Here is a 21,609-nt window from a genome sequence, read left to right on the forward strand (position 1 = left end):
ATGTATCAAAAATGATAAAAGGTGGTGATGTTTATTTTTATATGCGTCACAAAAGTAATGCTTCTAAAATAAAATGAAGGAAAGTTTATAATTTGTTAATTCTTATGTCCTATGTTAGGATACAATTTGGCTTTTATTCACAAGAATGACAAGTTAATTTCAGGGAGGAGAGAAACCATTGTTTGTGGCAGGCTTTATCTGAAAATGAAAGGAAGCTATCGTCGCAGCAAACAATCAAGCTCTCTATCTATTAAGAAAAGAGGAGTGTCATGAGAAAAAAAATGAACATTGCTATGCTGACCATGTTGTTAGTGTTCCAAACACTACTCAGCCCACTGTCAGTATTTGCTTCTGAAGACATTTCGACACCACCAGTCGTGAATGACAATGGTTCGGTTGATGAAATGGAAAAAAATCCATCTACACCTGTGAGCAATGACACAGAGTTGTCAGAAGATAACATAGGTGAGGAAGAGCTTTCTACAACACCGCAAGAAAATGAAAATACGGAGCAAGCTCCTGAGGGCCAAGCTCCTGAAGAAGAAAAAGTGGATGATGAACCCGCTAAAACATTGCCAGTGAATCTTACACCATTGGCTGCTCAAGAAATTCCAGCTTCACTAGTATCATTTGTAATGAAAATTGGTGAAAAAACAGTTGGAGCAGGTGAATTTGGTGCAGAATTAGATCCTAATACAACTGCTAACTTCACGGTTAAATTTTCCGTGCCAATGCAAGATAGTCAAGCAGAAGCTTGGGGAGACGGGAGTTGGTTTGAATTCCAATTGCCGCAGTCGTTAATTGATTTTGATGGGGCATTCACCGGTAGCAAGACAGTAAACGGTATCACATATAATTATGTAACTACGGATAATAAAGTTCGTGTAGAGTTAAGTGGAATGGAGCCCGGCTCAGGAAGCTCTCAACCAGAGGAATTAACCATCATATTTAATGCTGGTTTTAATAACCTTTCAGACGACATTGAGCAAGATCTGGAAATTCCGGCAGCCACAGGTGGTAGTGAGATCATTAAAGTTAAATTTACTTTCTTACCTTCAACGAGCAACAAAAAGGTAAGTAAGGAGAAAATAGGGACTCCTACACCAACAATAAGTGGTAATCATGAGATGGAATGGCAGGTATGGATTAATGAAGCTGGTAAATTATTAAGTAATCCAACTTTAACAGACGAGCCAACATCACATGAAATTATGGCTAATTCCGTGAATGTTTATCAATATGAGGTTGGTCTTAATGGAGTGAGAACAAGTACAGAAAAAAATGTTCTGACAAATGGTAGTTGGAGCGATATTGAAAGTACGCTGACTGGTAAGTATGCATATAAAATTACGTATAAAACGTCTGTAACATTAGAGGCGGATAAACGTGATGGTGCAGTTAATTTTAATAACAGGGTACAATTTACTAACAATGGACAAATAGAATCTTCTAATATGGCAACACACACCATTACGTATGGTAAAGCGCTAGATAAAAAGTTAGATAAAAATACAAACTATGAAACAAAGTGGCATATTGATTACAATCATAATTTGTTAAGTATCGATCAATCTGATGCATATGTTATAGATACAATTAAAGGTCCTCACGAAATCGATGCATCAAGCATTAAGGTTTATAAAATGAACGATGCAGCTGGCCATGTGGCGACAACAGTTTCGGAAGCTAATAGAGTAACAAATGGATTTACTATTACTCCTGCAGCTGGAAATGTTAAAAGCTTCACATTAACTTTTGATAACGATATTTCAGATGCCTATACAATTGTGTATGATGCGAACTATACTAAACAGGATTTTTATGAAAATGAAGCAGGGCTGTTTAATAATAGTGTGACAAGCGGTTCAGGTAAAGAGAAGAATATAAACTATGTACTTACTGAAAACCTATTAAAAAAATCATATACCGTTGATTTTGATAAAAAAGTAATTACATGGACGGTCAACATTGTATCTGATAATCCAACTAAATCAATTAACAACCTAACACTAACAGATACATTTACAGCTGGTGCTGCAGATGGGGTGCATGAGTTAATAGACAACACTGTAAAGCTTAATGGTATAGCAACTACTTATACTCTAATTGGTGGAGATAAGAAAAAAGGCTTTACAATTTCAGGTATTAACGTACCAGCAGGTAGTACATCAACTATCACTTATCAAACGAGCTTTGCAATTGGTGATGAGGGTACTGTACAAAAGCAAGGGTACGGAAATACAGCCGCTACAGAGTGGACAAGTGGCGGTAAAGTATATGAAAAATCAGCTTCTGCGAGCTATATTCCACAATCAACTACTGTTAATAATGGCAGTAAATCGGGATCGTTTGACTACTCCACACAGCAATTTACATGGGATGTAAAAGTGAATATCAATAAAAAGGATATTAATGGAGCTATTTTAATTGATACAGTTGGTGAGGGACATAAGTATTTACCGGGAACAATTGAAGTATTACCTTTAACTAATTTAGGTGGTAGTGATACAGGCGGAACTATTGGTACTACACCGATTGACCCGAACAATTACACAATTTCAGCTGAAACAGATAAAGGCTTTACATTAACATTCAGTGATTCCTTATCAGGAGACATAAACTACCAAGCATATGTGGTTCGTTATAACACAATGGATGACGATCACATTTTAGGTATTGGTTCTGATACGGCTACTGAAAGAGGGAATGTATATACGAATGATGCCACATTCAAAACAAAGGGTACGCAAGAATTTACGCTGGAATCAACGCCAGTAAAAATTGATGAGAATGTAGCGAACAATTTAGTGACAAAAAATAAACCACAACAAAACGCAAGTAAAGAAACAATCACTTGGACATTAGATGTGAATAAATCTCATTCTGATTTAGGTCAAAATGTCATCTTAACAGATTTACCAGGTAATAATTTAATGTTATTGGAAAGTAGTATTCTATTAGCACCATATACAGTATCTAAAACTGGTATTCAAAATGCATCTACCTGGCAAACACCTTTACAATTAGGGGTAACTGTCAAGTTTGATACTCAAGGAGGCTTTAGCCTCGAATTCCCTGATTTAAATCGAAAAGGGTATCAAGTACAGTATAAAACAATAGGCTTTGGTCAAATGGGTGATGCATTAGAAAATACAGCAACATTGCATTATACGGGGCAAACAAAGGCTAATCAAAAAACTGAGAGTGACTTTAAGGGTAAATTTAGCTTTAGTAGCTCTGAATCAGATTTTTCGTCAACACGAGGCAGTGCGAAATTCAAAAAGATTGGTATCGACTCAGCTACAGGTCAATTTAAAGAAAATTTAGCGGATGTTGAATTCCAACTAATTAAAAAAACCGCAAAACCAAATGAATATATCATACAAACAGCTACTACAGATGCAAATGGGGAATTCACATTTGAAAATGTGCCGTACAATGACTATCTCATCCGTGAAGTAGCAGCACCAACTGGTTATACTAAAATGTCTGATTTTAAATTTAAGTTAGATGAAAACACGACACTAAATAAGCAGCCAGACTTAATAACACAACTTGTCAATACGACACCAATAGTGGGTGGTAGTTGTACACAATTCGAAATAGCAATTAAGGATATGGATGGTCATTCAATTACTACAGGGACAGTTACATTAAAGGATCCCAATGGTACAGAAACAGCACCATACAACGTAACAAATGGCAAAGTGACATTACCTAATCATTTTACTGCTGGTGAGTATACTATATCTCATTCAGTTGAAGGTGAATTAGGAAAGGTAACAGTGAAATATGATGGTGGATGTAAAGCTGTAGTTCAACCAGTGCCGAAATGTGAAAACTACACAATTGTTGTGAGAGATGGTCAAGGTAATATTCGTACAAATATTTTAGAATTAACATTAAAGCAAGGTACTACAGTAGTGACAAAGGTATCTCCTGACGCAGGAGGTAGGTTTATTGTTCATTCAAATGATCCTACTAATAGTGTAAAACCAGGTGAATACACAATATATGAGGGTAACCAATTTTTAGGTACAGTTACACTGACATACAAGAAAAGCTGTGGTTATGAATTTACAATTATACAAGCACCAAAATGTGAAACATTCGATTTAACGGTCAAAGATGTTGATGGAGAATTAATAGAAGATAAAACGAAAGTAACTATTAAAGATATAGATGGCAAAATGGTAGCTACTGAAGAAACAAAAGATGGGAAAGTTGAGATAAAAGATTTAGAGCCAGGTGTTTATAGTGTATTTGATAAGGATGGAAATAAAATTGGGGAATTCTCCAGCAATATTGATTGCCATGCTGAAGTTCAGCAAAAACCAGCCTGCGAGCGCTTTACAGTAGAGTTAAAGGATAAAAATAATGTCCTAATTAAGGCTGGAAAAGACGTTGTTATTAAAGATAAACAAGGTAACGTTATTTCAACAGTGATTGAAGCTGATGGTAGCATGACATTTGTTTCTAAAGATGTACCGGCAGGTAAGTATAATGTTTATGACAACAAAGTGTATTTAGGCGAAATTGTAGTTTCTTATAAACAAATTTGTAAAGTAGAACTGCCTATTGCTCCAGCTTGTCCAATTTTCACATTAACCATTAACAATATGTATGGTCAGCCTCGTGAAGGTGTTAAAGTAACATTTACAGATGAAAATGGTGAAGTGGTAGAAGAAAGTGGTACTAAAGAATTTATAACAAATAATATAGGTCAAATTACAATAAGTAATTCATTCATAAAGCCTGGTAAATATATTGTGAAAGAGAATGGAAGTACAATCATTGGGACAGTCGAGGTAGGTAATACTTGTGAGGCTAAAATTCAGCCTACACCACCTGTAACAAATCCTACAACTGATCCGGATCATCCAACATCAGAGCCAGGGCAACCGGTTGACCCAAACAAGCCAAATCCAGAGAAGCCGGTTGAGCCAAATAAGCCAAATCCAGATCCAGAGAAGCCGGTTAATCCAAACAAACCAAACCCGGATCCGGGGAAACCAATCGGTCCAAATAAACCAAATCCAGATTTAGAGAAGCCGGTTGAGCCAAGCAATCCCAAACCAGATACAAACAAACCTACAACTCCTGGTAATGGTGGCACTTCATCACAAAATGTTATTGATCAAGGGAAACAATTACCACCGTATAATCCATCAAACGTAACTAAAAATACGTTAGATGCTTATAAAGATTTCCTGAATAAATATAGTAAGCTATCAAAAGATGAGCAAACTGAGGTAGCTCAAGCTATTGATATCAATAAAATTAAAGCGGATGCAGAGCGCTTAGAAGCACAGTTGAGAGCACAAGGTAAATTACCGCAAACAGATGGAGCCAATCAAACAGCTCTTGTATTTGTTGGTTTACTGCTTGTAGCTGGGTCAATATGGTTCTTGCGTCGCCGTACAACAGAGATATAATCAAAAAAGCGCCATCTTATAGTGATGGCGCTTTTTGTATGATTTAAAAGGTTCCTTTGGCATTTTCTAAAGAATAGCTTTGCACAAAATCTGCCTGTAAGGCCAGTCGTTTGGAGCCTTTTTCTGCACAAGTAATCAAGGTTAACGTCGTCTGGTTGGGGATATCGTCCAAGATGAAAACATCGGTTGCTGCAATAATTTTTTTAGTCGTTAATTTATACTCGTAGACATTACTCATGTCTGTAACATAAATGATATCGCCAATTTGCGCTTGATAGAGGGGACTGAATAAAATATCTTTCTCTTCAAAATAATGACCTGCCAAAGCATAGTTCCCTTGACCGAGTTGTTGATTAGGCTTCATTGTACCTGCTCCAATAGCAAGAACAGCATTGCCTACCCCCTTCAAAATGGGAAGTTGCATATGGACACTAGGTACGGCGATACTGCCAATAACGGGCATTTTACTAGCCTTTATTTGGGCTTGGAGAACCTCGGCGATGGACAGTGATTGCACAGCTTCGAACTCAAAATCTGCATCAAGTTGGTTGTTCTTTTTGATATCGTCTGTGCTGTATTCAACTGCATTTAATTTGTCACTCATCCGTGCGATCATCTTATTTTGAATAGGTGTGATAAATATTAGTAACAGGCCGATGATAAGCACGCATAGGAGTAAGGTCAGTTTAAGTTTATTCATTTTCATTAATCACATCACATCCTAGCCATAATTATGTAATACTGAAAAGTTTAAAAATGGGTAGAGCATTAGATGGCTCTACCCAAGTTCAATTTATTTATCACTTAAACGAACGCCTGCAACGCCGTAATGGTTTTTAGACATTTCTTCAATAAAAACTGTTACATTTTCTGCAGGTGCATTCACTGTGCGAGAAACGGCTTCTGTAACTTCTTTTACAAGGGCACGTTTTTGTTCCTCTGTACGACCTTCAAGCATTTTAACTGTTACGTATGGCATAATATTGCCTCCTTTATAGAATAATGTTGTATAGTTAGTTTATAAGAAAGTAGTATAAACTTCTTACTTGCATTGAGGCATACGTGCCAGGTTAATTGTGGCTATATGCTTCCTTATATAATAGCAGAATGGAGGGTATTTAAGTATGGCAAACGAAGAAAAACCAAAACAAAAAATGGGCTTTACTATTATAAAAAATGATCCAACCGATGGACATAAGGGGTTTGGGATTGGCTCGCTTTCATTAGAAAATGTATCGCCAGTCATTATAGATATCGAAGAGGGTACAGCATCTGTTGAGATTGGTGCTATGCATGCGCGTAGCGATGTGGAACGCGGAATTAAATTTACAACGGATCGTGCTGATTCAGAGGGTGGAAAGCCATATTGGCTAGTATGGGTGACAATCGATCATAAAGAGGATGGACCTTACTATGCTGGTATAACAGCTTGTGAAATGGTAGTGAACCGTGAAAAACGCCGTGGCTATAAAATTTTGGCTGATCATGTGAATAAAATGGATAAATCCATGAAGCGTCATATTATCGTAGAGCATATGGATATACCGTCTAAAAAAGTGTTAGCTACTTTCCTAGAACAACTTAATCCAGACCTGTGGGAGCGAAGTAGCGAGCAATTGCGTCAAGACTTATTTGTCGAATAGACCTTTAATGATTGAACAAACTGTGACATTTTGCAATCGTTTTCGATATTAGGTTGAAAGTGAGTTTGAAACAAAGTAAACTTGAGGCAGAGCTTACATTTTAGTAAGCTAGGACACTTGGTTTCGCGAAAGTGATGAGCGCTATGCGGCATTTGAACAACCCAAACCCAAGCCAAATGCCCCATGATGCTCATACTTCGCAAACCATAAAAAGAAAAGCTTTCTGTTCCCACGGACACGTCTCCGGGGAAGAGAAAGCTTTTCTTATTTTTCGTATATCTGTTACTTTGTCGAGAGCCTTCATAGCTTAAAACGTATTAGGTTTAAAAAGGTTTCCTGATTAATGCTGGTTTTTCTTAGTCCTTAAAGATCGAGAATGGAAGCATATTCCAAAATTCTCCCCATGTATTACTGTCAAGAATGTCGAAGTTTGTACATTTTTCAGTTGGTACATCCTTAGATTCCATATATACAAGGCGTTGTTTAGGACAAGCATCGGTCGCTAATTTACCTGTTTCGATATCAATGACAACACCTTCAACACCTTTTGGCTTTTTGAAGTCTTCATTTTTTGTTCCTTTATTTACAGCCTCCATAAAGTCTATCCATATTTGCTTTGTCGCTGCAGTATCTTCTTTTGTCGTTAGATTTTTCCCTTGGTCATAGCCATTCCAGACTCCAGCAGTTAGACTTGGTGTAAAACCAATGAGCCACTGGTCGCTATTGGTAGACCCTGATTTTGCTGCATAAGTATGGGTCATACGTGAGCGAATGCTTATACCTGTTGCAGGTGAGTAATCGCTGAATACAGGGTCAAAAATACCTGTCATCATTTCCGTTAAGATAAATGCATTCTCTTTGGAAATAGCGGTCTCCGACTTTTTCGTAACACCCTTGTTTTCATAAATCACATCTCCATTAGCGTTTTTTATGGATACAATTGCCGTCGGAGTTGTTTGCTGCCCTTGTGATGCTAAAACATTGTAGGCATTTGTCATTTCATATAACGTTGTTTCGATTGTGCCAAGTGCTATTGATAAATTATCCTTTGCACCAATTCCTACATTAAAACGGTTCGCCATATCGTGAAATTCCTTGAAGCCAATGTCCTCTAATGTCTTCACAGCATAAATATTATCTGAAATTGCAATAGCTTGTGCCATAGTCATTTCATGATCAGCAAACTGCCCATTCACATTTTTAGGGGCATATGTTCCTCGTCCGTTATCATAAGTAAATGTTGTTTCACCCACATCTAAAAAAGTAAGTGGAGTGTATCCGTTTTCTAAAGCAGCCGCATATAAAATAGGCTTAATAGTAGAACCTGGTTGACGTTTAGCCTGTGTCACACGGTTAAAAGAACTTACTGCATAGTCACGTCCACCTACTAATGCCGTGACAGCACCTGTTTTAGATTCCATGCTAACAAAGGCTGTTTGAAGGTCATTAGCAGGCATGTTTTTTGCCACTGCTTCTTCGGCTGCTTTTTGATGTTCAAGATTCAAGGTCGTTTGAATCGTCCAGCCACCCTCACTAATATCCAGGTTTTTTGATTTTAAAATTTCACTCGCTTCTTGCCAAGCAACATCTAGGAAATAGGGGGCAACAGATTTGGTTGCTACCCAACTATCATTTTTCAAAACAAGTTGTTCATTTTCTGCACGAGTTTTTTCTTCTTGTGAAATGGCTCCTTGATCTGCCATAAGCTTTAAAATAACATGTTGGCGATTTGTAGCCTTGTCCAAATTAGCGATTGGCGAATAGATACTTGGACCCTTTGGTACACCTGTTAACATGGCTGCCTCTGCAAGCGTTAAATCACGAGCAGACTTTCCAAAGTAAAATCGACTGGCTGCTTCAACACCATACATCCCATGACCGTAATAGACTGTATTTAAATAACCCTCTAAAATTTCGTCTTTATCATAAAAAACTTCTAATCTATAAGCATACAGAGCTTCATTTAATTTACGTGTCCAAGATTTCTCATGAGAAAGATAGAGGTTACGTGCATATTGCTGGGTAATTGTACTCGCTCCTTGTACCTTTCCTCCAGCTTTAATATCCACTAAAATCGCACCAGCAATACGTGAATAGTCAAAGCCACCATGTTTATAAAAATCTTTATCTTCAACAGCTACTACTGCTTCTTTTAAATAAGGTGACATCTCTTCGAGGCCAACCCAATAACGTCGTTGATTTGTAAAGTGGTCTCCAATTTGGTTCTCATTTTCATCTAAGAAAATGGAGGCTTTAGGTACGGTTAAAGGCGGTGCACCAGCCACTTGAACATAGATGCGTAGTGCTACAAATGCTACGACAATTGCAGTTGCAAAGGCGACAAAATAAGTAAGTGATTTCCGTGTGCGCTTTACACGCTTTTGCTTTCGATGATAGCTTTTTCGTTTCATCCGACTCTCACCTCGTTTTCTCACAACTTCGAACTTAATGTTAGTATGTGTTCGAACATTCATCTTTAATCGAAATTCTACCTAAAAACTATTGCACTTTATTCAAAAACATCTATACTTTTTTTGTACTACTTGAAACGCTGGCATTCGACAAGAAAATCACGCTTTGTAGATTTTAATCGAATTTTGCTAGACGTTCCAATAATGTATACGAGGATAAAAGGATACAGGTTTCATTACAATCCTGTAAGCCATAATAATGGACTTTAAGATAAGTTGTTTTTCAAAATAATATTTTATTTATAACGGAGGTCTAGCAATGAGATTTGATGAAGCGTATTCAGGAAATGTATTTATAAAAAGTCATCCTACATATAAGGATGCTCAGGCAGTCATTTATGGTATGCCAATGGATTGGACAGTAAGTTATCGTCCAGGTTCACGATTCGGCCCACAACGTATCCGTGAGGTATCAATCGGACTTGAAGAGTACAGCCCATATTTAGATCGTGAGCTTGAAGAAGTAAAGTATTTCGATGCAGGCGATATTCCATTGCCATTTGGAAATGCACAACGTTCATTAGATGAAATTGAAAAATTTATTGAAAAGTTATTAGCTGATGGGAAAATCCCTGTTGGTATGGGGGGCGAACACTTAGTGTCTTGGCCTGTCATGAAAGCAGTATCTGCAAAATACGATGACCTAGCTATCATTCACTTTGATGCTCACACAGATTTACGGGTGGAGTATGAGGGAGAACCACTTTCTCACTCTACACCGATTCGCAAAATTGCCGAACATATCGGGCCAAAAAATGTTTATTCATTTGGTATTCGTTCAGGGATGAAAGAGGAATTTGATTGGGCGAAGGAAAACGGTATGCATATTTCTAAGTTTGAAGTATTGGAGCCGTTAAAGGAAGTTCTACCAACGTTGGCAGGTCGTAATGTTTACGTAACGATCGATATCGACGTGTTAGATCCAGCCCATGCACCGGGCACTGGTACAGTTGATTGCGGTGGTATTACGGCGAAAGAATTACTAGCTTCCATTCATGCCATTGCAGCAAGCGGTGTAAATGTTGTAGGCTTTGATCTAGTGGAAGTAGCACCAATTTATGATACATCTGAAATGACAGCTAACACAGCTTCTAAGTTATTGCGTGAAATGATTTTAGGCTGGGTAAAATAATTTAAATAAACACAATTAGATGGGGGTAGCTATGGCTAGCCCCACTTTTTAATTAGTCGATTTAATAAGAAAAAGGTATTATTTGACTCAATATTCACAATACGAATATAATTTTTATATATAAAAAGGGAAGGAGGAGTATTGTGATTTGGTCTCTTCTCATGAATGATTTATTTATCTTTATGAGCACAATGGAATATTTTTGGCTATTAGCTTCGTTCGTTTTAACCGTTTTCTGTGTTAATTTACAGCTATATTTCGCCAATAAATTAATGGTTCAAGAAATACAAGATGAAGAGATTGAAGTAGATTATGACATCACTAATACTTGGACTCCACCTTTGCTAACGTGGTTCGTTCTATGTATAAGAACGTCAGAAAACAATGAGGAAGAAAGTATGTCTCCTAGTTTTATTTAAACTTTAAAACTAGGAGGAGAATCATTGTTTACTTTTTTAACGCAACCAATCATTTATTTCATTCATTTCATTCATTCTTTTACAGGAAGCTATGCAATTGGTGTCATTAGCATCACGATTGCGGTGAGAGTCATACTTATGCCGCTTTTTATTAAATCGGCCAAGCACCAAAAGCATTCAAAGGAATTAATGACAGTTATTAAACCTGAATTAGATGTACTTACTGCTAAATTGAAGAATAGTAATGATGAGTCAGAAAAAATAACGGTTCAACAAAAAATACAAGAATTAACTTCAGATTCATTGAAAAGCTCATTATTAGGTTGTTTACCAATCATCATTCAATTGCCTGTGTTATTTTCACTGTACTATGCGATTAAGCTAGATACAGTGATTGCCAGTGAAAATTTTCTTTGGATGAATTTGGGCACAGTGGATATCGGGATTTCAATAATTGCTTGTGTCATCTATTTCATGCAAAGTTGGCTCTCGTTAGATAAAAACCAACCAATGAATGTGAAGGTGCTGGTGTTCATCAATCCTATCATGATTCTAATTTTTAGTTTGTTTAATCCAGCGATTATTCCTATATATTGGACTGTGAGTGCTTTATTATTAATGATTCAGCAATTGATTATAAAAAAATGGTATAGATAAATTGTGAAAATCCTCTCTCTTTAGAAGGGAGGATTTTTTATTGCATGAATATCCTTAGTAGTTTCGCCCTGATTGACTTCTATCTTGAAAAAACATTGGTATTCATCCTATAATAAAAAGGTTATAGTAAAAGATTAAAAAGGGAGCGTCCGTTATGGCGAACGAAGTAAGATCGCAAGTAAACATTAAGCTCATTTCTACGATTCGTCCAAGTGATGGAGAATCCGAAAGTTATGAAATGTGGCTCAAAGGGCAGCTACTTGAAAAAGCAGGAAGCTTGTATTTGAAATATGATGAAGTGCAGGAGGATAAAACCATCCGCACGACTATGAAGTTAGGCCATGAGAAGGCACTTATTATGCGTGCTGGAGCGGTCAGTATGCGGTTACCACTGAACATAATTGAACAACAAAAAGGGCATTATGAAGGTGAGTTTGGCTCCATGCCACTCGTTATCGATACGAAGAAAATGTCGTTTACGAACAGGGCAGAAAGCGGAGATTTCCATGTACAGTACGATTTACTAATGGGTGGGCAATCCGTTGGCAATTATACATTAGATATTACATTTACGGAGGTACAATGATGAACGCAGTAGAACAAGTACAACAGGCTATAAAAGCAGCGTTGGCTCAAGCCGTTAAAAAGGCTGGCTTAGTGGAGGCCGACACAGAATTAATGATTCACCTGGAAACACCAAAGGATAAAGCAAATGGTGATTATGCAACAAACATTGCTATGCAGTTAACAAAGCTAGCGAAGAAGCCACCTCGTGCTATTGCAGAAGCTATTTTAGAAAACCTAGATACTGCAGGAACAGATATTGAAAAAATTGATATTGCCGGTCCTGGTTTTATGAATATTACAGTCCGTAAAGATTTCCTGACAGGGGTAGTTACACAGGTGCTTGAGCAAGGTAATGACTATGGTCGTTCAAATGCCGGCGCAGGGGAGAAGATTCAAATAGAGTTTGTTTCGGCTAACCCTACAGGAGATCTTCATTTAGGACATGCACGGGGTGCCTCTGTTGGAGATTCATTATGTAATGTATTAGATATGGCTGGCTACAGTGTCTCTCGCGAGTACTATATTAATGATGCAGGGAACCAAATTAATAATCTGGCTTACTCATTAGAAGCTCGTTATAAGCAGGCACTAGGATTGGATGCTGAAATGCCAGAAGACGGTTATCATGGCCCAGACATTATAGAAATTGCTGGCAAGCTAGCAAAGGAGCATGGTGATGCAATCCTAGCAAAATCAGATGAAGAACGTTTTGCATTCTTCCGTCAGCATGGTTTAGCGTTAGAATTAGACAAATTAAAAACAGACCTAGCAAACTTCCGTGTGAACTTTGATGTCTGGTATTCTGAAACGTCTCTTTATGAAAACGGGAAAATTGAAGTGGCATTAGATAAATTAAAAGCAAATGGTCATGTGTTTGAAGAGGATGGTGCCACTTGGTTCCGCTCAACAACTTTTGGTGATGATAAAGACCGTGTATTAATTAAAAACGATGGTTCATTCACATATTTAACGCCAGATATTGCTTATCATGAAGATAAAATTGTCCGTGGCTTTGATAAATTAATCAATATTTGGGGAGCTGATCATCACGGCTATATTCCACGTATGAAAGCTGCCATTCAAGCACTGGGCTATGATCGCGATACATTGGAAGTAGAAGTAATTCAGATGGTTCAGCTTTATAAAAATGGTGAGAAATTCAAAATGTCTAAACGTACAGGAAATGCAGTAACAATGCGTGAGCTTGTGGAAGAGGTTGGTTTAGATGCTGTTCGTTACTTCTTCGTAAAAACAGCAGGCGATTCTCATATGGACTTTGACCTTGACCTTGCTGTATCGCAATCCAATGAAAATCCAGTGTATTATGCACAATATGCACATGCACGTATTTCATCAATCTTACGTTCAGCCAATGAACAAGGTTTTGCTGCTACAAGTGAAAACCTTACCCTGTTAACAGCTGAGAAAGAAATTGATTTACTGAAAAAGATAGGCGATTTCCCACAAGTGGTTGCTGACGCGGCGAAACACCGTACACCACATCGTATCGCAAACTATATTCAAGAAACGGCTGCTGCTTTCCATAGCTTCTATAATGCAGAAAAAGTATTAGATGCTTCAAACAAAGAGCTAACAGAAGCTCGCTTAGCATTAATTACGGCTGTTCGTACAACAATTGCCAATGCACTTCGTTTAATCGGCGTATCAGCACCAGAAAAAATGTAATAATCAATTTTGGCCCCTAACAGGTAAAATGTTAGGGGCTTTTTTAATGGATAAAAGTGGTTAACACCATTAAAAAATGGCAGATAGATATACAAAAGTTTCGGCTAACCCTGAAATTTCTGCTTCGAACTATATTTTTCTGTTAATTGCGAAAATTTTGTTGAAGTTAACGTTAACGTCAATGGTATACTGATGCCATATAGGAGGGGGGAGACGATTATGAAGACGATTCAGGAGGTGGCTCAGGAGTTCGATGTGTCCACACGCACAATTCGTTATTATGAGGAGCTTGGTCTTCTTTGTCCTCAACGTTCATCTACGAATCAACGAACCTTTTCGAAAAAAGAATTAGCGAAGCTCAAGCTTATTTTAAGAGGAAAGCGTTACGGCTTTTCATTGGAGGAAATCAAGGAGATGGTGTTACTTTTTGACTTTGATCGCTCTGGGATTCAGCAATTGGAGCGAACCGTTGAATACGGAGAGCAAAAAATTCAAGAGATTGATAGTAAAATAGCTGAGCTTACGCAAATGAGAAATGAATTACAACAAATGCATGGCATGTTTAATGAAAAATTAACGACTTTAAGGGGAGAGATGCACGATGAATAGTTCCGATTTATTAGCACGTAATGCCCGTAAGTATCCAAAAAGGGAAGCTGTTATTTGTCATGGTAGAAGAGTGACCTATCATGATTTAGATGAGCAAGTGACCCGTTTTAGTCATGCTTTATTAGAACAGGGTGTAAGGCAGGGAGATAAAGTTCTGATTTTTATGCCTAACGTTGTAGAGTTTGTCGTGAGCTATTTTGCTATTCAGCGAATGGGTGCTATTGTCGTTCCGGTCAATGCTAAGTTTACATTACAAGAAGTAGAGTATGTGGCACAGCATGCTGAGGCAAAAGCAATTATTGCTCATGAAGCCATTTTTGCGGCAGTCCAGCATATTGCCGTAATCCCGTTGAAAATTAAAACAGGGCAGCAAGTAGCGGGCTGGCTTCAGTATGAAACAATGATTCAAAGTGCCAGTGCTCATACGATTGAATGTCAGTTAAACGAGGATGATGCTTCGACTATTTTGTACACATCAGGTACAACTGGGAAACCGAAGGGCGTATTGTTTAGCTATCGAAATATTTTAACGGTTGCGCAAATGATTGCAGTTGAAATGGAGGTCAAGCCTGAAAGCCGTATATTGCTGATGATGCCATTAACCCATTCCGCACCATTACATTTATTCTTAATGGCAGGTGTACTTGTAGGTTCTACAAATGTATTAACACCAACTTTCACGCCAGACTTATTGATGGATTCCATTGAACAGGAAAAAACGACCCATTTTTTTGGAGCACCTGTTGCTTATTTATTAACAGCACAGATGCCAAGATTGCAATCAGCTGATTTGTCCTCTATGAAATGGTGGGTATATGGAGGAGCACCGTTATCCGAAAACGAAGTTCGTTTTATTCAACAGTCATTCCGCACAACTAATTTAACATGTGTTTATGGATTAACAGAGGCGGGGCCAAGTGGATCATTGCTTTTTGGTAAGGAGCATGAAGAAAAGGCTGGGAGTATTGGTCAACGTGCACCTTTAGGTACAGAGATACGTATTGTTAACGACCATGGCGAAGATGTACCAGCAGGAGAAGTAGGGGAAATCGTTTTATTTGGTGAGGGTAATATGCTCGGTTACTACAGAGATGAAGTGGCAACCAATGCGGCATTTATAGGCGGCTGGTTAAAAACAGGGGATCTCGCTCGTATGGATGAAGACGGTTTTATTTGGATTGTTGATCGAAAGAAAGATGTGATTATTTCTGGTGGAGTCAATATTTACCCGAAAGAAATAGAAGATTGCCTTTTAAGCTTTGAGGGGATATTTGAAGCGGCAGTAATTGGTGTTCCACATCCACAATGGGGTGAGACAGTGAAGGCTGTTTATTCGGCTAAACAGGATATTGATGAAGATGCTCTAAAAGATTTTTTAGAGGGGCGGCTTGCTAAGTATAAATTACCACGTATTTTTGAAAAAGTGGAAGCGCTACCACGGAATGCCTCAGGCAAAATTTTAAAGCAATCTTTGAAAGGACAAGAGGTGAGATAGCATGAAAGTTTTACAACAGGAAATAGCACGTACAAGCAATTTCTTTACAGGTGATGAAACGCTTCAGAAAGTGTTGGAAATGATGTTGGGTAAAGAATTTTCATCTTATGCGCATCGAGAATTGACGGACTTTGGTGAGCTATGTGCTGGCGCTATAGACGTGAGGGCGAAACATACCGATCGACAAGGGGAGCCTCGCCTTCAAAGGTATAATGCCTATGGTGAAGAGGTCTCAGAGGTGTGGGTCAATGACGGCTACAAAAAAACAATTGAAGAGACATATAATACGGGTATTGTTGGTTATGTGCATAAGGATATTCCCCAACTAGGTCACAAGGGGAATTATGTCTATAGCTTTGCGCAAGGTTATTTACTGTCACATGCAGAGCCCGGTTTTTATTGCCCTGTGACATTAACGATGGCCACTGCCTATTTATTAGACCATTATGCAGAGGAAGAAGTTAAGCAGCGTTTCTTACCACATGTTTGTGCAACAGGCGATTTAGAGCTATATGAGGGGGCGACATTTTTAACAGAACGTCAAGGAGGCTCAGATGTTGGTGCAAATGTAGTAGAAGCAAAACTTGTAGGGAATGAGTACCGCCTCTATGGTGAAAAGTATTTCGCGTCTAATGCTGGAATGTGTGGGGTTGCAATGGTGTTGGCACGAATAGATGGTGCACAAGCAGGCTCTAAAGGATTAACTCTATTTGCAGTTCCATGGCGAAATGAAGATGGATCGGTTAACCATCTTCGTATTCGACGACTCAAAGATAAATTAGGTGTGAAAGCCGTTCCATCTGGTGAGGTAGAGTTTGATGGAGCACTCGCCTATGTAGTTGGTGATCCAAATAAAGGGATTTATTATATGTTGGAGGCGCTTAATTTATCAAGAATTTGTAATGCAGTGGCATCCATTGGTATTATGCGCCGTGGCTTCTTGGAGGCGAAGCATTATGTGTCAAATCGATATGCCTTTGGTAAACCTTTAACACAGTACCCTATGATTCAGGATACATTGGGTAAATATGCTGCTAAGCTGCATGTTGAAGTAGCCACGATTTTTGATCTTATTCAATTATACGACAAAGTGACAAGTGGTCAGGGGACAGAACAAGACATCATAATGAATCGTTTATATATTGCCATTATGAAAAAGGAAACGGCAGAGCAGGCAGTTCATTATGCAAGTGAAGCAATTGAGCTACATGGCGGGAATGGCTATATTGAAGACTTTGTAACACCACGCTTACTAAGGGATGCGCAAGTGTTGACTGTATGGGAGGGTACGGCTAATATACTAGCGTTGGAGCTTATTCGCTTAGTGGATAAATACAGAGCACATGAATTGTTTGTTCAAGAGATGAGCGAGCGATTAGAAGTATTAACAGACCATTCATTAGTGAAAATCGTTCAAGAGCAATTAACTAAACTATCGGCAACATTACAAATTTTTAGTGCTCTCGATGAAGCTACAAAAACGTTTGAAGCAAAGGATGTTGCCCAAAAAATGGCTCATTTATATGAAAGTGTCATCGCAGTTGAATGGGCACAAAAATTTGGTGGGAAATATGAAAAACTTGCGGATGTTTATTTAGAGCAAACTTGGTCATTACGACCGATTGGTGCTTCGATGAAAACCGTACAGTATTTTGATGAAATTGTCTAACAACCTTTGGAGTCGCCTTGATATAGAGGCGACTTCTTTTAATTTCATGTATAATATAATTCAACTGAATATTATAAAGGTTCTTTACTTATGTAAAGTGAAAAGGGAAATCGGTGTAATTCCGATGCGGTCCCGCCACTGTAAGTGTGAGTTTTTTCAAATAATGCCACTGAAAATTTCGGGAAGGCTTGAAAAAACGTAATGAGCACAAGCCAGGAGACCTGCCTTTATAGCATAGACATGACAGCCTACGAGGATAGGATGGTGGATTTTGTATCAGTTTTTTGGTGCGATTTTGACCCCTCATCATTCGAAGATGAGGGGTCTTATTTTGATGGAAGAACACTTCTAACACATGAACGCACAAATCTACGAAGGAGGATTCACATGAAGAAATTTTGGAAAATAGGAGTATCGGCATTTTTAACGATAGGGTTGCTAGCAGCTTGTGGACAAGAGGCGAAAAATGACAAGTCCGCAGCTACAGAGGAGCAAACACAACAAGAAACGTCTAAGGTGGAAGAGGCAACATTTCCAATAACTATAACGGATGCTATTGGAAAGGAGATGACTCTAGAGGCCCCTCCTGAGAAAATAGTGTCACTTATTCCAAGTAATACAGAGATATTATTTGGCCTAGGTTTAAAGGATGAAATAGTCGGGGTTACAGACAATGACGATTATCCACCAGAGGTAGCTGAAAAGGATAAGGTTGGTGGCATGGAGTACAATATTGAACAAATTATTGCCTTAAAGCCAGACATCGTTTTTGCACATGAATCTAGCATGTCTCTTTCAGAATCAGCCATTGCACAGCTTGAATCGGCGGGCGTGAAAGTATTTGTTGTAAAAAATGCCCAGAATTTTAATGAAACCTATACAACGATTGAACAGCTTGGTCGTGCCACAGGGAAATTACCAGAGGCTGAAAACATCATTGCTGACATGAAGGCGAAAGTAGAAGCAGTACAGGAGAAAGTGAAAGACGTTGAACCTAAGAATGTTTTTGTAGAGGCCTCTGACGAACCTAATATTTATACAGCTGGTCAAGGCACATTTATGAACGCAATGCTGGAGATGATTCATGCAAAAAATGTAGCAGCAGATGGTGATAATTGGTATGAAATTAGTGCAGAACAAATTATCACAAAAAATCCAGATGTCATCGTGGTGACATATAGCTATGTACCTGATATTTTAACAAAAATACCAAAGCGTGCTGGTTTCGATACAATAAATGCAGTGAAAAATAATGCCATTGTGCAAGTAGATGAAAGCACAACAAGCCGTCAAGGACCGCGTTTAGCGGATGGTCTTGAGGAGTTAGCAAAAGCCATCTACCCTGAGGTATTTAAGTGAAAAAAGTAGTAACAGCCTATGTATTAACATGTACGCTTTTTATCATTAGCATTTGGTGTGGCGTAGCTATAGGCTCTGTTCATATTCCGATAGAAGTGCTGTGGAATCAGTCAGTTGATGAAACGGCTGCCAATATCTTTTGGAAAATTCGCTTGCCTCGTGTGCTTTTAGCAGGGCTAGTAGGGGCTGCTCTCGCTATTGCGGGAGCAGCTTTCCAGGGCTTGCTAAAAAATCCGCTAGCAGATCCATATACATTAGGTATTTCATCCGGTGCTTCTGTCGGTGCAGTCATGACAATTTTTTTTAATATTTCGATACCTGTTGTAGGCTTGTATGCCTTACCTACCTTTAGCATGATAGGCGCAATCATTACAATGGTTGTAGTTATGAGCTTTGCTAGAATAGTAGACCGTTCGCTAAAGATGGAAACCCTTATTTTAACGGGCGTTATCTTTAGTTCATTTTTAGGGTCGTTAATCTCGTTAATGATTGCCTTATCGGGAGAGGAGCTACGCCAAGTAATCGGCTGGCTACTGGGTTCTGTATCTATGCGTGGTTGGCCGTATGTTCAAATGATTATCCCATTCGTTATTGTGGGTTCCCTTATGCTGTGGACGCAGAGACGTGAGCTTAATGTTTTATTATATGGGGAAGAAAGAGCGAAGCATTTAGGTGTCAATGTAAAACGTAGTAAGTATTTGATTTTAGTAGGTGGTTCTATGCTGACTGGAGCAGCGGTAGCTGTTTCAGGCACAATTGGCTTTGTAGGGTTGGTTGTACCACATATGACAAGAATGATTTGGGGTTCTGATCACCGTCATTTACTGCCATTATCATTTTTTAATGGTGCAACATTACTTATAATTTGTGATTTAGTCGCAAGAACAATCATCCTGCCAAGGGAACTGCCCATTGGTGTCATTACTGCATTTATTGGAGCGCCTGTTTTTTCCTATATTTTTTATAAACAACGGAGAAGCAAGGGGGTGCGGGCGTGATTTTTGTTGAACATCTATCAGGTGGTTATGAAGACGTACCAATCGTCAAGGATATAAGCTTTACGGTTGAGAAAGGAAAAATTCTTGGCATATTAGGGCCAAATGGTAGTGGGAAATCCACATTATTAAAGGTAATGAGTGGTATTCTACCAGCTGTTGAGGGCACAATTTCTATTGATGGACAAAACATTCTGTCCTACAATGCCCGTGCTTTAGCAAAAAAAATGGCTGTTTTACCACAGCTTCATGCGAATGCTTTCTCAAACAGTGTAAGAGAGACTATTTCGCTTGGACGTTATCCACATCAAACGGGCTTTTTTTCAAGTTGGTCTGAGCAAGATGAACAAGCGGTTCAACATGCAATGCTGCAAACAGGTATAAAACGTTATGAGCATACACCTATGGAATTTTTATCGGGAGGCGAACAGCAAAGAGTTTTTGTTGCACAGGCCCTTGCTCAAACTGCGGAAATTTTACTGCTAGATGAGCCGACAAATCATTTAGACATTGCCCATCAACGTCAAATTTTAGATATGGTTCGGAAGGAAGCAGTCGAGTGTGGATTAACAGTAGTGATGGTATTACACGATATGAATTTAGCCTCTCTCTATTGTGATGAATTATTGCTCATGGAGAGTGGACAAATGAGAGCTTTTGGGGCACCACATGAAGTATTAATTGCTTCACAAATAGAAGAAATTTACCAAGCACGAGTAGCTACTTATGCTCATCCAGAAATTCCTAAACCACAAATTACAATGATGCCTGCTGCAAGCGACCATCAACAGCGAGCTGTAATAAAAAAAGAACATTTTAAAATAACAGAACAATTTATACAACTTCAATCAGAGATTCCTTTAAAAACGGTATCATCTGCTGTCCATAACCCCGGTATAGGATGGCATAATTGCTTGTTAAACCGCTCTGTACCTGGTGACTATGTGATCAGTGATGTAAAAAGAGAAGTTAATGAATTTTTGCAAAAAGGTCATTTTTCACCCACGAATACAGTTGTCATGCTGACGGCAGTGCCAACAGCCCTTGTGGCGATCAATGAATGGGCTGCACCATTTGGCAGTGTAATAGTAGCTGTTACTGCTGGAGTAGGCAATGCAGTAGATGTATCCCGTGTGCATGAAAGGCAAGATCAGCCATATATTGGTACTATTAACACATGGGTAATTATAAATGGCTGTTTATCAGAGGAAGCATTTTTTCAAGCTATGATGACAGCTACGGAGGCGAAAACGAAGGCTCTGCAATCAGAAAATATTCGTGATGAGCGTAGTGGAACTATTGCTACTGGTACTGCTACAGATAGTCTTTTAATTGCTGCAACTCAAAAAGGGAAAGAAATGTTATATGGTGGCCCCATTACGGAGGTTGGTAAAATGATTGCAAAGGGTGTTTTTGAAACTACAGTTCAGGCTATCAGAAATTATAAAAATGAATTTTAGGAGATGAGCGAA

The 21,609-nt window shown here is 38.5% G+C and carries 16 protein-coding genes and 1 riboswitch; of the genes, 13 read left to right on the top strand and 3 right to left on the bottom strand.

All coding sequences use genetic code 11. The annotated features are described in order from the left end of the window. The first annotated feature begins 269 nt into the window (after window positions 1–269). The gene (locus AC3CH7_RS21950) at window positions 270–5,435 is read left to right on the top strand and encodes a collagen binding domain-containing protein (RefSeq protein ID WP_036166848.1); all 5,166 of its coding nucleotides are present in this window, start codon (window positions 270–272) and stop codon (window positions 5,433–5,435) included. Between the two features lie 43 nt (window positions 5,436–5,478). Here AC3CH7_RS21950 and AC3CH7_RS21955 read toward each other — a convergent pair whose 3' ends face one another. Further along, window positions 5,479–6,039 (bottom strand): class A sortase, encoded by a 561-nt coding sequence (locus AC3CH7_RS21955; protein ID WP_232900810.1) that lies wholly within the window; start codon window positions 6,037–6,039, stop codon window positions 5,479–5,481. Between the two features lie 189 nt (window positions 6,040–6,228). Further along, the gene (gene thmT / locus AC3CH7_RS21960; RefSeq protein WP_012292709.1) at window positions 6,229–6,414 is read right to left on the bottom strand and encodes a 2-hydroxymuconate tautomerase; all 186 of its coding nucleotides are present in this window, start codon (window positions 6,412–6,414) and stop codon (window positions 6,229–6,231) included. A 145-nt stretch (window positions 6,415–6,559) separates the two neighbouring features. Between thmT and AC3CH7_RS21965 the strand changes: the two genes are divergently transcribed. Further along, window positions 6,560–7,078, top strand: a complete 519-nt coding sequence (locus AC3CH7_RS21965; RefSeq protein ID WP_012292710.1) for a YwhD family protein — start codon at window positions 6,560–6,562, stop codon at window positions 7,076–7,078. Between the two features lie 356 nt (window positions 7,079–7,434). On the opposite strand, the gene AC3CH7_RS21970 is transcribed toward AC3CH7_RS21965, so the two are convergent. Beyond that, entirely contained in the window at window positions 7,435–9,489 is a 2,055-nt protein-coding gene (locus AC3CH7_RS21970; RefSeq protein WP_012292711.1) for a transglycosylase domain-containing protein, read from the bottom strand. Window positions 9,490–9,808: 319 nt separating this feature from the next. Here AC3CH7_RS21970 and speB point away from each other — a divergent pair, with 319 nt between their 5' ends. The 11 genes from speB to AC3CH7_RS22025 all read left to right on the top strand — a co-directional run bounded on the left by speB (window position 9,809) and on the right by AC3CH7_RS22025 (window position 21,597). Then, on the top strand, window positions 9,809–10,681 hold the full coding sequence (gene speB / locus AC3CH7_RS21975) for an agmatinase (protein ID WP_012292712.1): 873 nt from the start codon (window positions 9,809–9,811) through the stop codon (window positions 10,679–10,681). A 143-nt stretch (window positions 10,682–10,824) separates the two neighbouring features. After that, window positions 10,825–11,100 carry a hypothetical protein gene (locus AC3CH7_RS21980; protein ID WP_031418464.1) on the top strand — a complete coding sequence of 92 codons (276 nt, stop codon included), beginning with the start codon at window positions 10,825–10,827 and terminating at the stop codon, window positions 11,098–11,100. A 24-nt stretch (window positions 11,101–11,124) separates the two neighbouring features. Then, entirely contained in the window at window positions 11,125–11,757 is a 633-nt protein-coding gene (yidC, locus tag AC3CH7_RS21985; RefSeq protein ID WP_012292714.1) for a membrane protein insertase YidC, read from the top strand. Window positions 11,758–11,911: 154 nt separating this feature from the next. Then, a complete protein-coding gene (locus AC3CH7_RS21990; protein ID WP_012292715.1) occupies window positions 11,912–12,343 on the top strand; it encodes a YwiB family protein in 432 nt (143 codons plus the stop codon). Then, on the top strand, window positions 12,343–14,010 hold the full coding sequence (argS, locus tag AC3CH7_RS21995) for an arginine--tRNA ligase (RefSeq protein WP_031418468.1): 1,668 nt from the start codon (window positions 12,343–12,345) through the stop codon (window positions 14,008–14,010). The genes AC3CH7_RS21990 and argS overlap by 1 nt, the downstream gene beginning before the upstream one ends. A gap of 219 nt (window positions 14,011–14,229) precedes the next feature. Next, a complete protein-coding gene (locus tag AC3CH7_RS22000) occupies window positions 14,230–14,619 on the top strand; it encodes a MerR family transcriptional regulator (RefSeq protein WP_031418470.1) in 390 nt (129 codons plus the stop codon). Further along, complete coding sequence (locus AC3CH7_RS22005; protein ID WP_289449498.1) at window positions 14,612–16,114, top strand: class I adenylate-forming enzyme family protein; 1,503 nt, start codon at window positions 14,612–14,614, stop codon at window positions 16,112–16,114. The genes AC3CH7_RS22000 and AC3CH7_RS22005 overlap by 8 nt, the downstream gene beginning before the upstream one ends. A gap of 1 nt (window position 16,115) precedes the next feature. Next, on the top strand, window positions 16,116–17,783 hold the full coding sequence (locus AC3CH7_RS22010) for an acyl-CoA dehydrogenase family protein (protein ID WP_488381889.1): 1,668 nt from the start codon (window positions 16,116–16,118) through the stop codon (window positions 17,781–17,783). Between the two features lie 60 nt (window positions 17,784–17,843). Further along, window positions 17,844–18,026: riboswitch (cobalamin riboswitch) on the top strand. A gap of 144 nt (window positions 18,027–18,170) precedes the next feature. Beyond that, window positions 18,171–19,142, top strand: coding sequence for an ABC transporter substrate-binding protein (locus AC3CH7_RS22015; protein ID WP_031418474.1), 972 nt, complete (start codon window positions 18,171–18,173; stop codon window positions 19,140–19,142). Then, a complete protein-coding gene (locus tag AC3CH7_RS22020; RefSeq protein WP_031418476.1) occupies window positions 19,139–20,140 on the top strand; it encodes a FecCD family ABC transporter permease in 1,002 nt (333 codons plus the stop codon). The genes AC3CH7_RS22015 and AC3CH7_RS22020 overlap by 4 nt, the downstream gene beginning before the upstream one ends. After that, on the top strand, window positions 20,137–21,597 hold the full coding sequence (locus tag AC3CH7_RS22025) for an adenosylcobinamide amidohydrolase (protein ID WP_012292722.1): 1,461 nt from the start codon (window positions 20,137–20,139) through the stop codon (window positions 21,595–21,597). The genes AC3CH7_RS22020 and AC3CH7_RS22025 overlap by 4 nt, the downstream gene beginning before the upstream one ends. Window positions 21,598–21,609: the final 12 nt, after the last annotated feature.

Source organism: Lysinibacillus sp. F12 (assembly GCF_057773605.1).

What these genes read in the sequence shown, in the direction of transcription:
- AC3CH7_RS21950 (WP_036166848.1), top strand. Translation starts at nt 270, where the DNA reads ATGAGAAAAAAAATGAACATTGCTATGCTGACCATGTTGTTAGTGTTC.
- AC3CH7_RS21955 (WP_232900810.1), bottom strand. Translation starts at nt 6,039, where the DNA reads ATGAGTGACAAATTAAATGCAGTTGAATACAGCACAGACGATATCAAA.
- thmT (WP_012292709.1), bottom strand. Translation starts at nt 6,414, where the DNA reads ATGCCATACGTAACAGTTAAAATGCTTGAAGGTCGTACAGAGGAACAA.
- AC3CH7_RS21965 (WP_012292710.1), top strand. Translation starts at nt 6,560, where the DNA reads ATGGCAAACGAAGAAAAACCAAAACAAAAAATGGGCTTTACTATTATA.
- AC3CH7_RS21970 (WP_012292711.1), bottom strand. Translation starts at nt 9,489, where the DNA reads ATGAAACGAAAAAGCTATCATCGAAAGCAAAAGCGTGTAAAGCGCACA.
- speB (WP_012292712.1), top strand. Translation starts at nt 9,809, where the DNA reads ATGAGATTTGATGAAGCGTATTCAGGAAATGTATTTATAAAAAGTCAT.
- AC3CH7_RS21990 (WP_012292715.1), top strand. Translation starts at nt 11,912, where the DNA reads ATGGCGAACGAAGTAAGATCGCAAGTAAACATTAAGCTCATTTCTACG.
- argS (WP_031418468.1), top strand. Translation starts at nt 12,343, where the DNA reads ATGAACGCAGTAGAACAAGTACAACAGGCTATAAAAGCAGCGTTGGCT.
- AC3CH7_RS22000 (WP_031418470.1), top strand. Translation starts at nt 14,230, where the DNA reads ATGAAGACGATTCAGGAGGTGGCTCAGGAGTTCGATGTGTCCACACGC.
- AC3CH7_RS22005 (WP_289449498.1), top strand. Translation starts at nt 14,612, where the DNA reads ATGAATAGTTCCGATTTATTAGCACGTAATGCCCGTAAGTATCCAAAA.
- AC3CH7_RS22010 (WP_488381889.1), top strand. Translation starts at nt 16,116, where the DNA reads ATGAAAGTTTTACAACAGGAAATAGCACGTACAAGCAATTTCTTTACA.
- AC3CH7_RS22015 (WP_031418474.1), top strand. Translation starts at nt 18,171, where the DNA reads ATGAAGAAATTTTGGAAAATAGGAGTATCGGCATTTTTAACGATAGGG.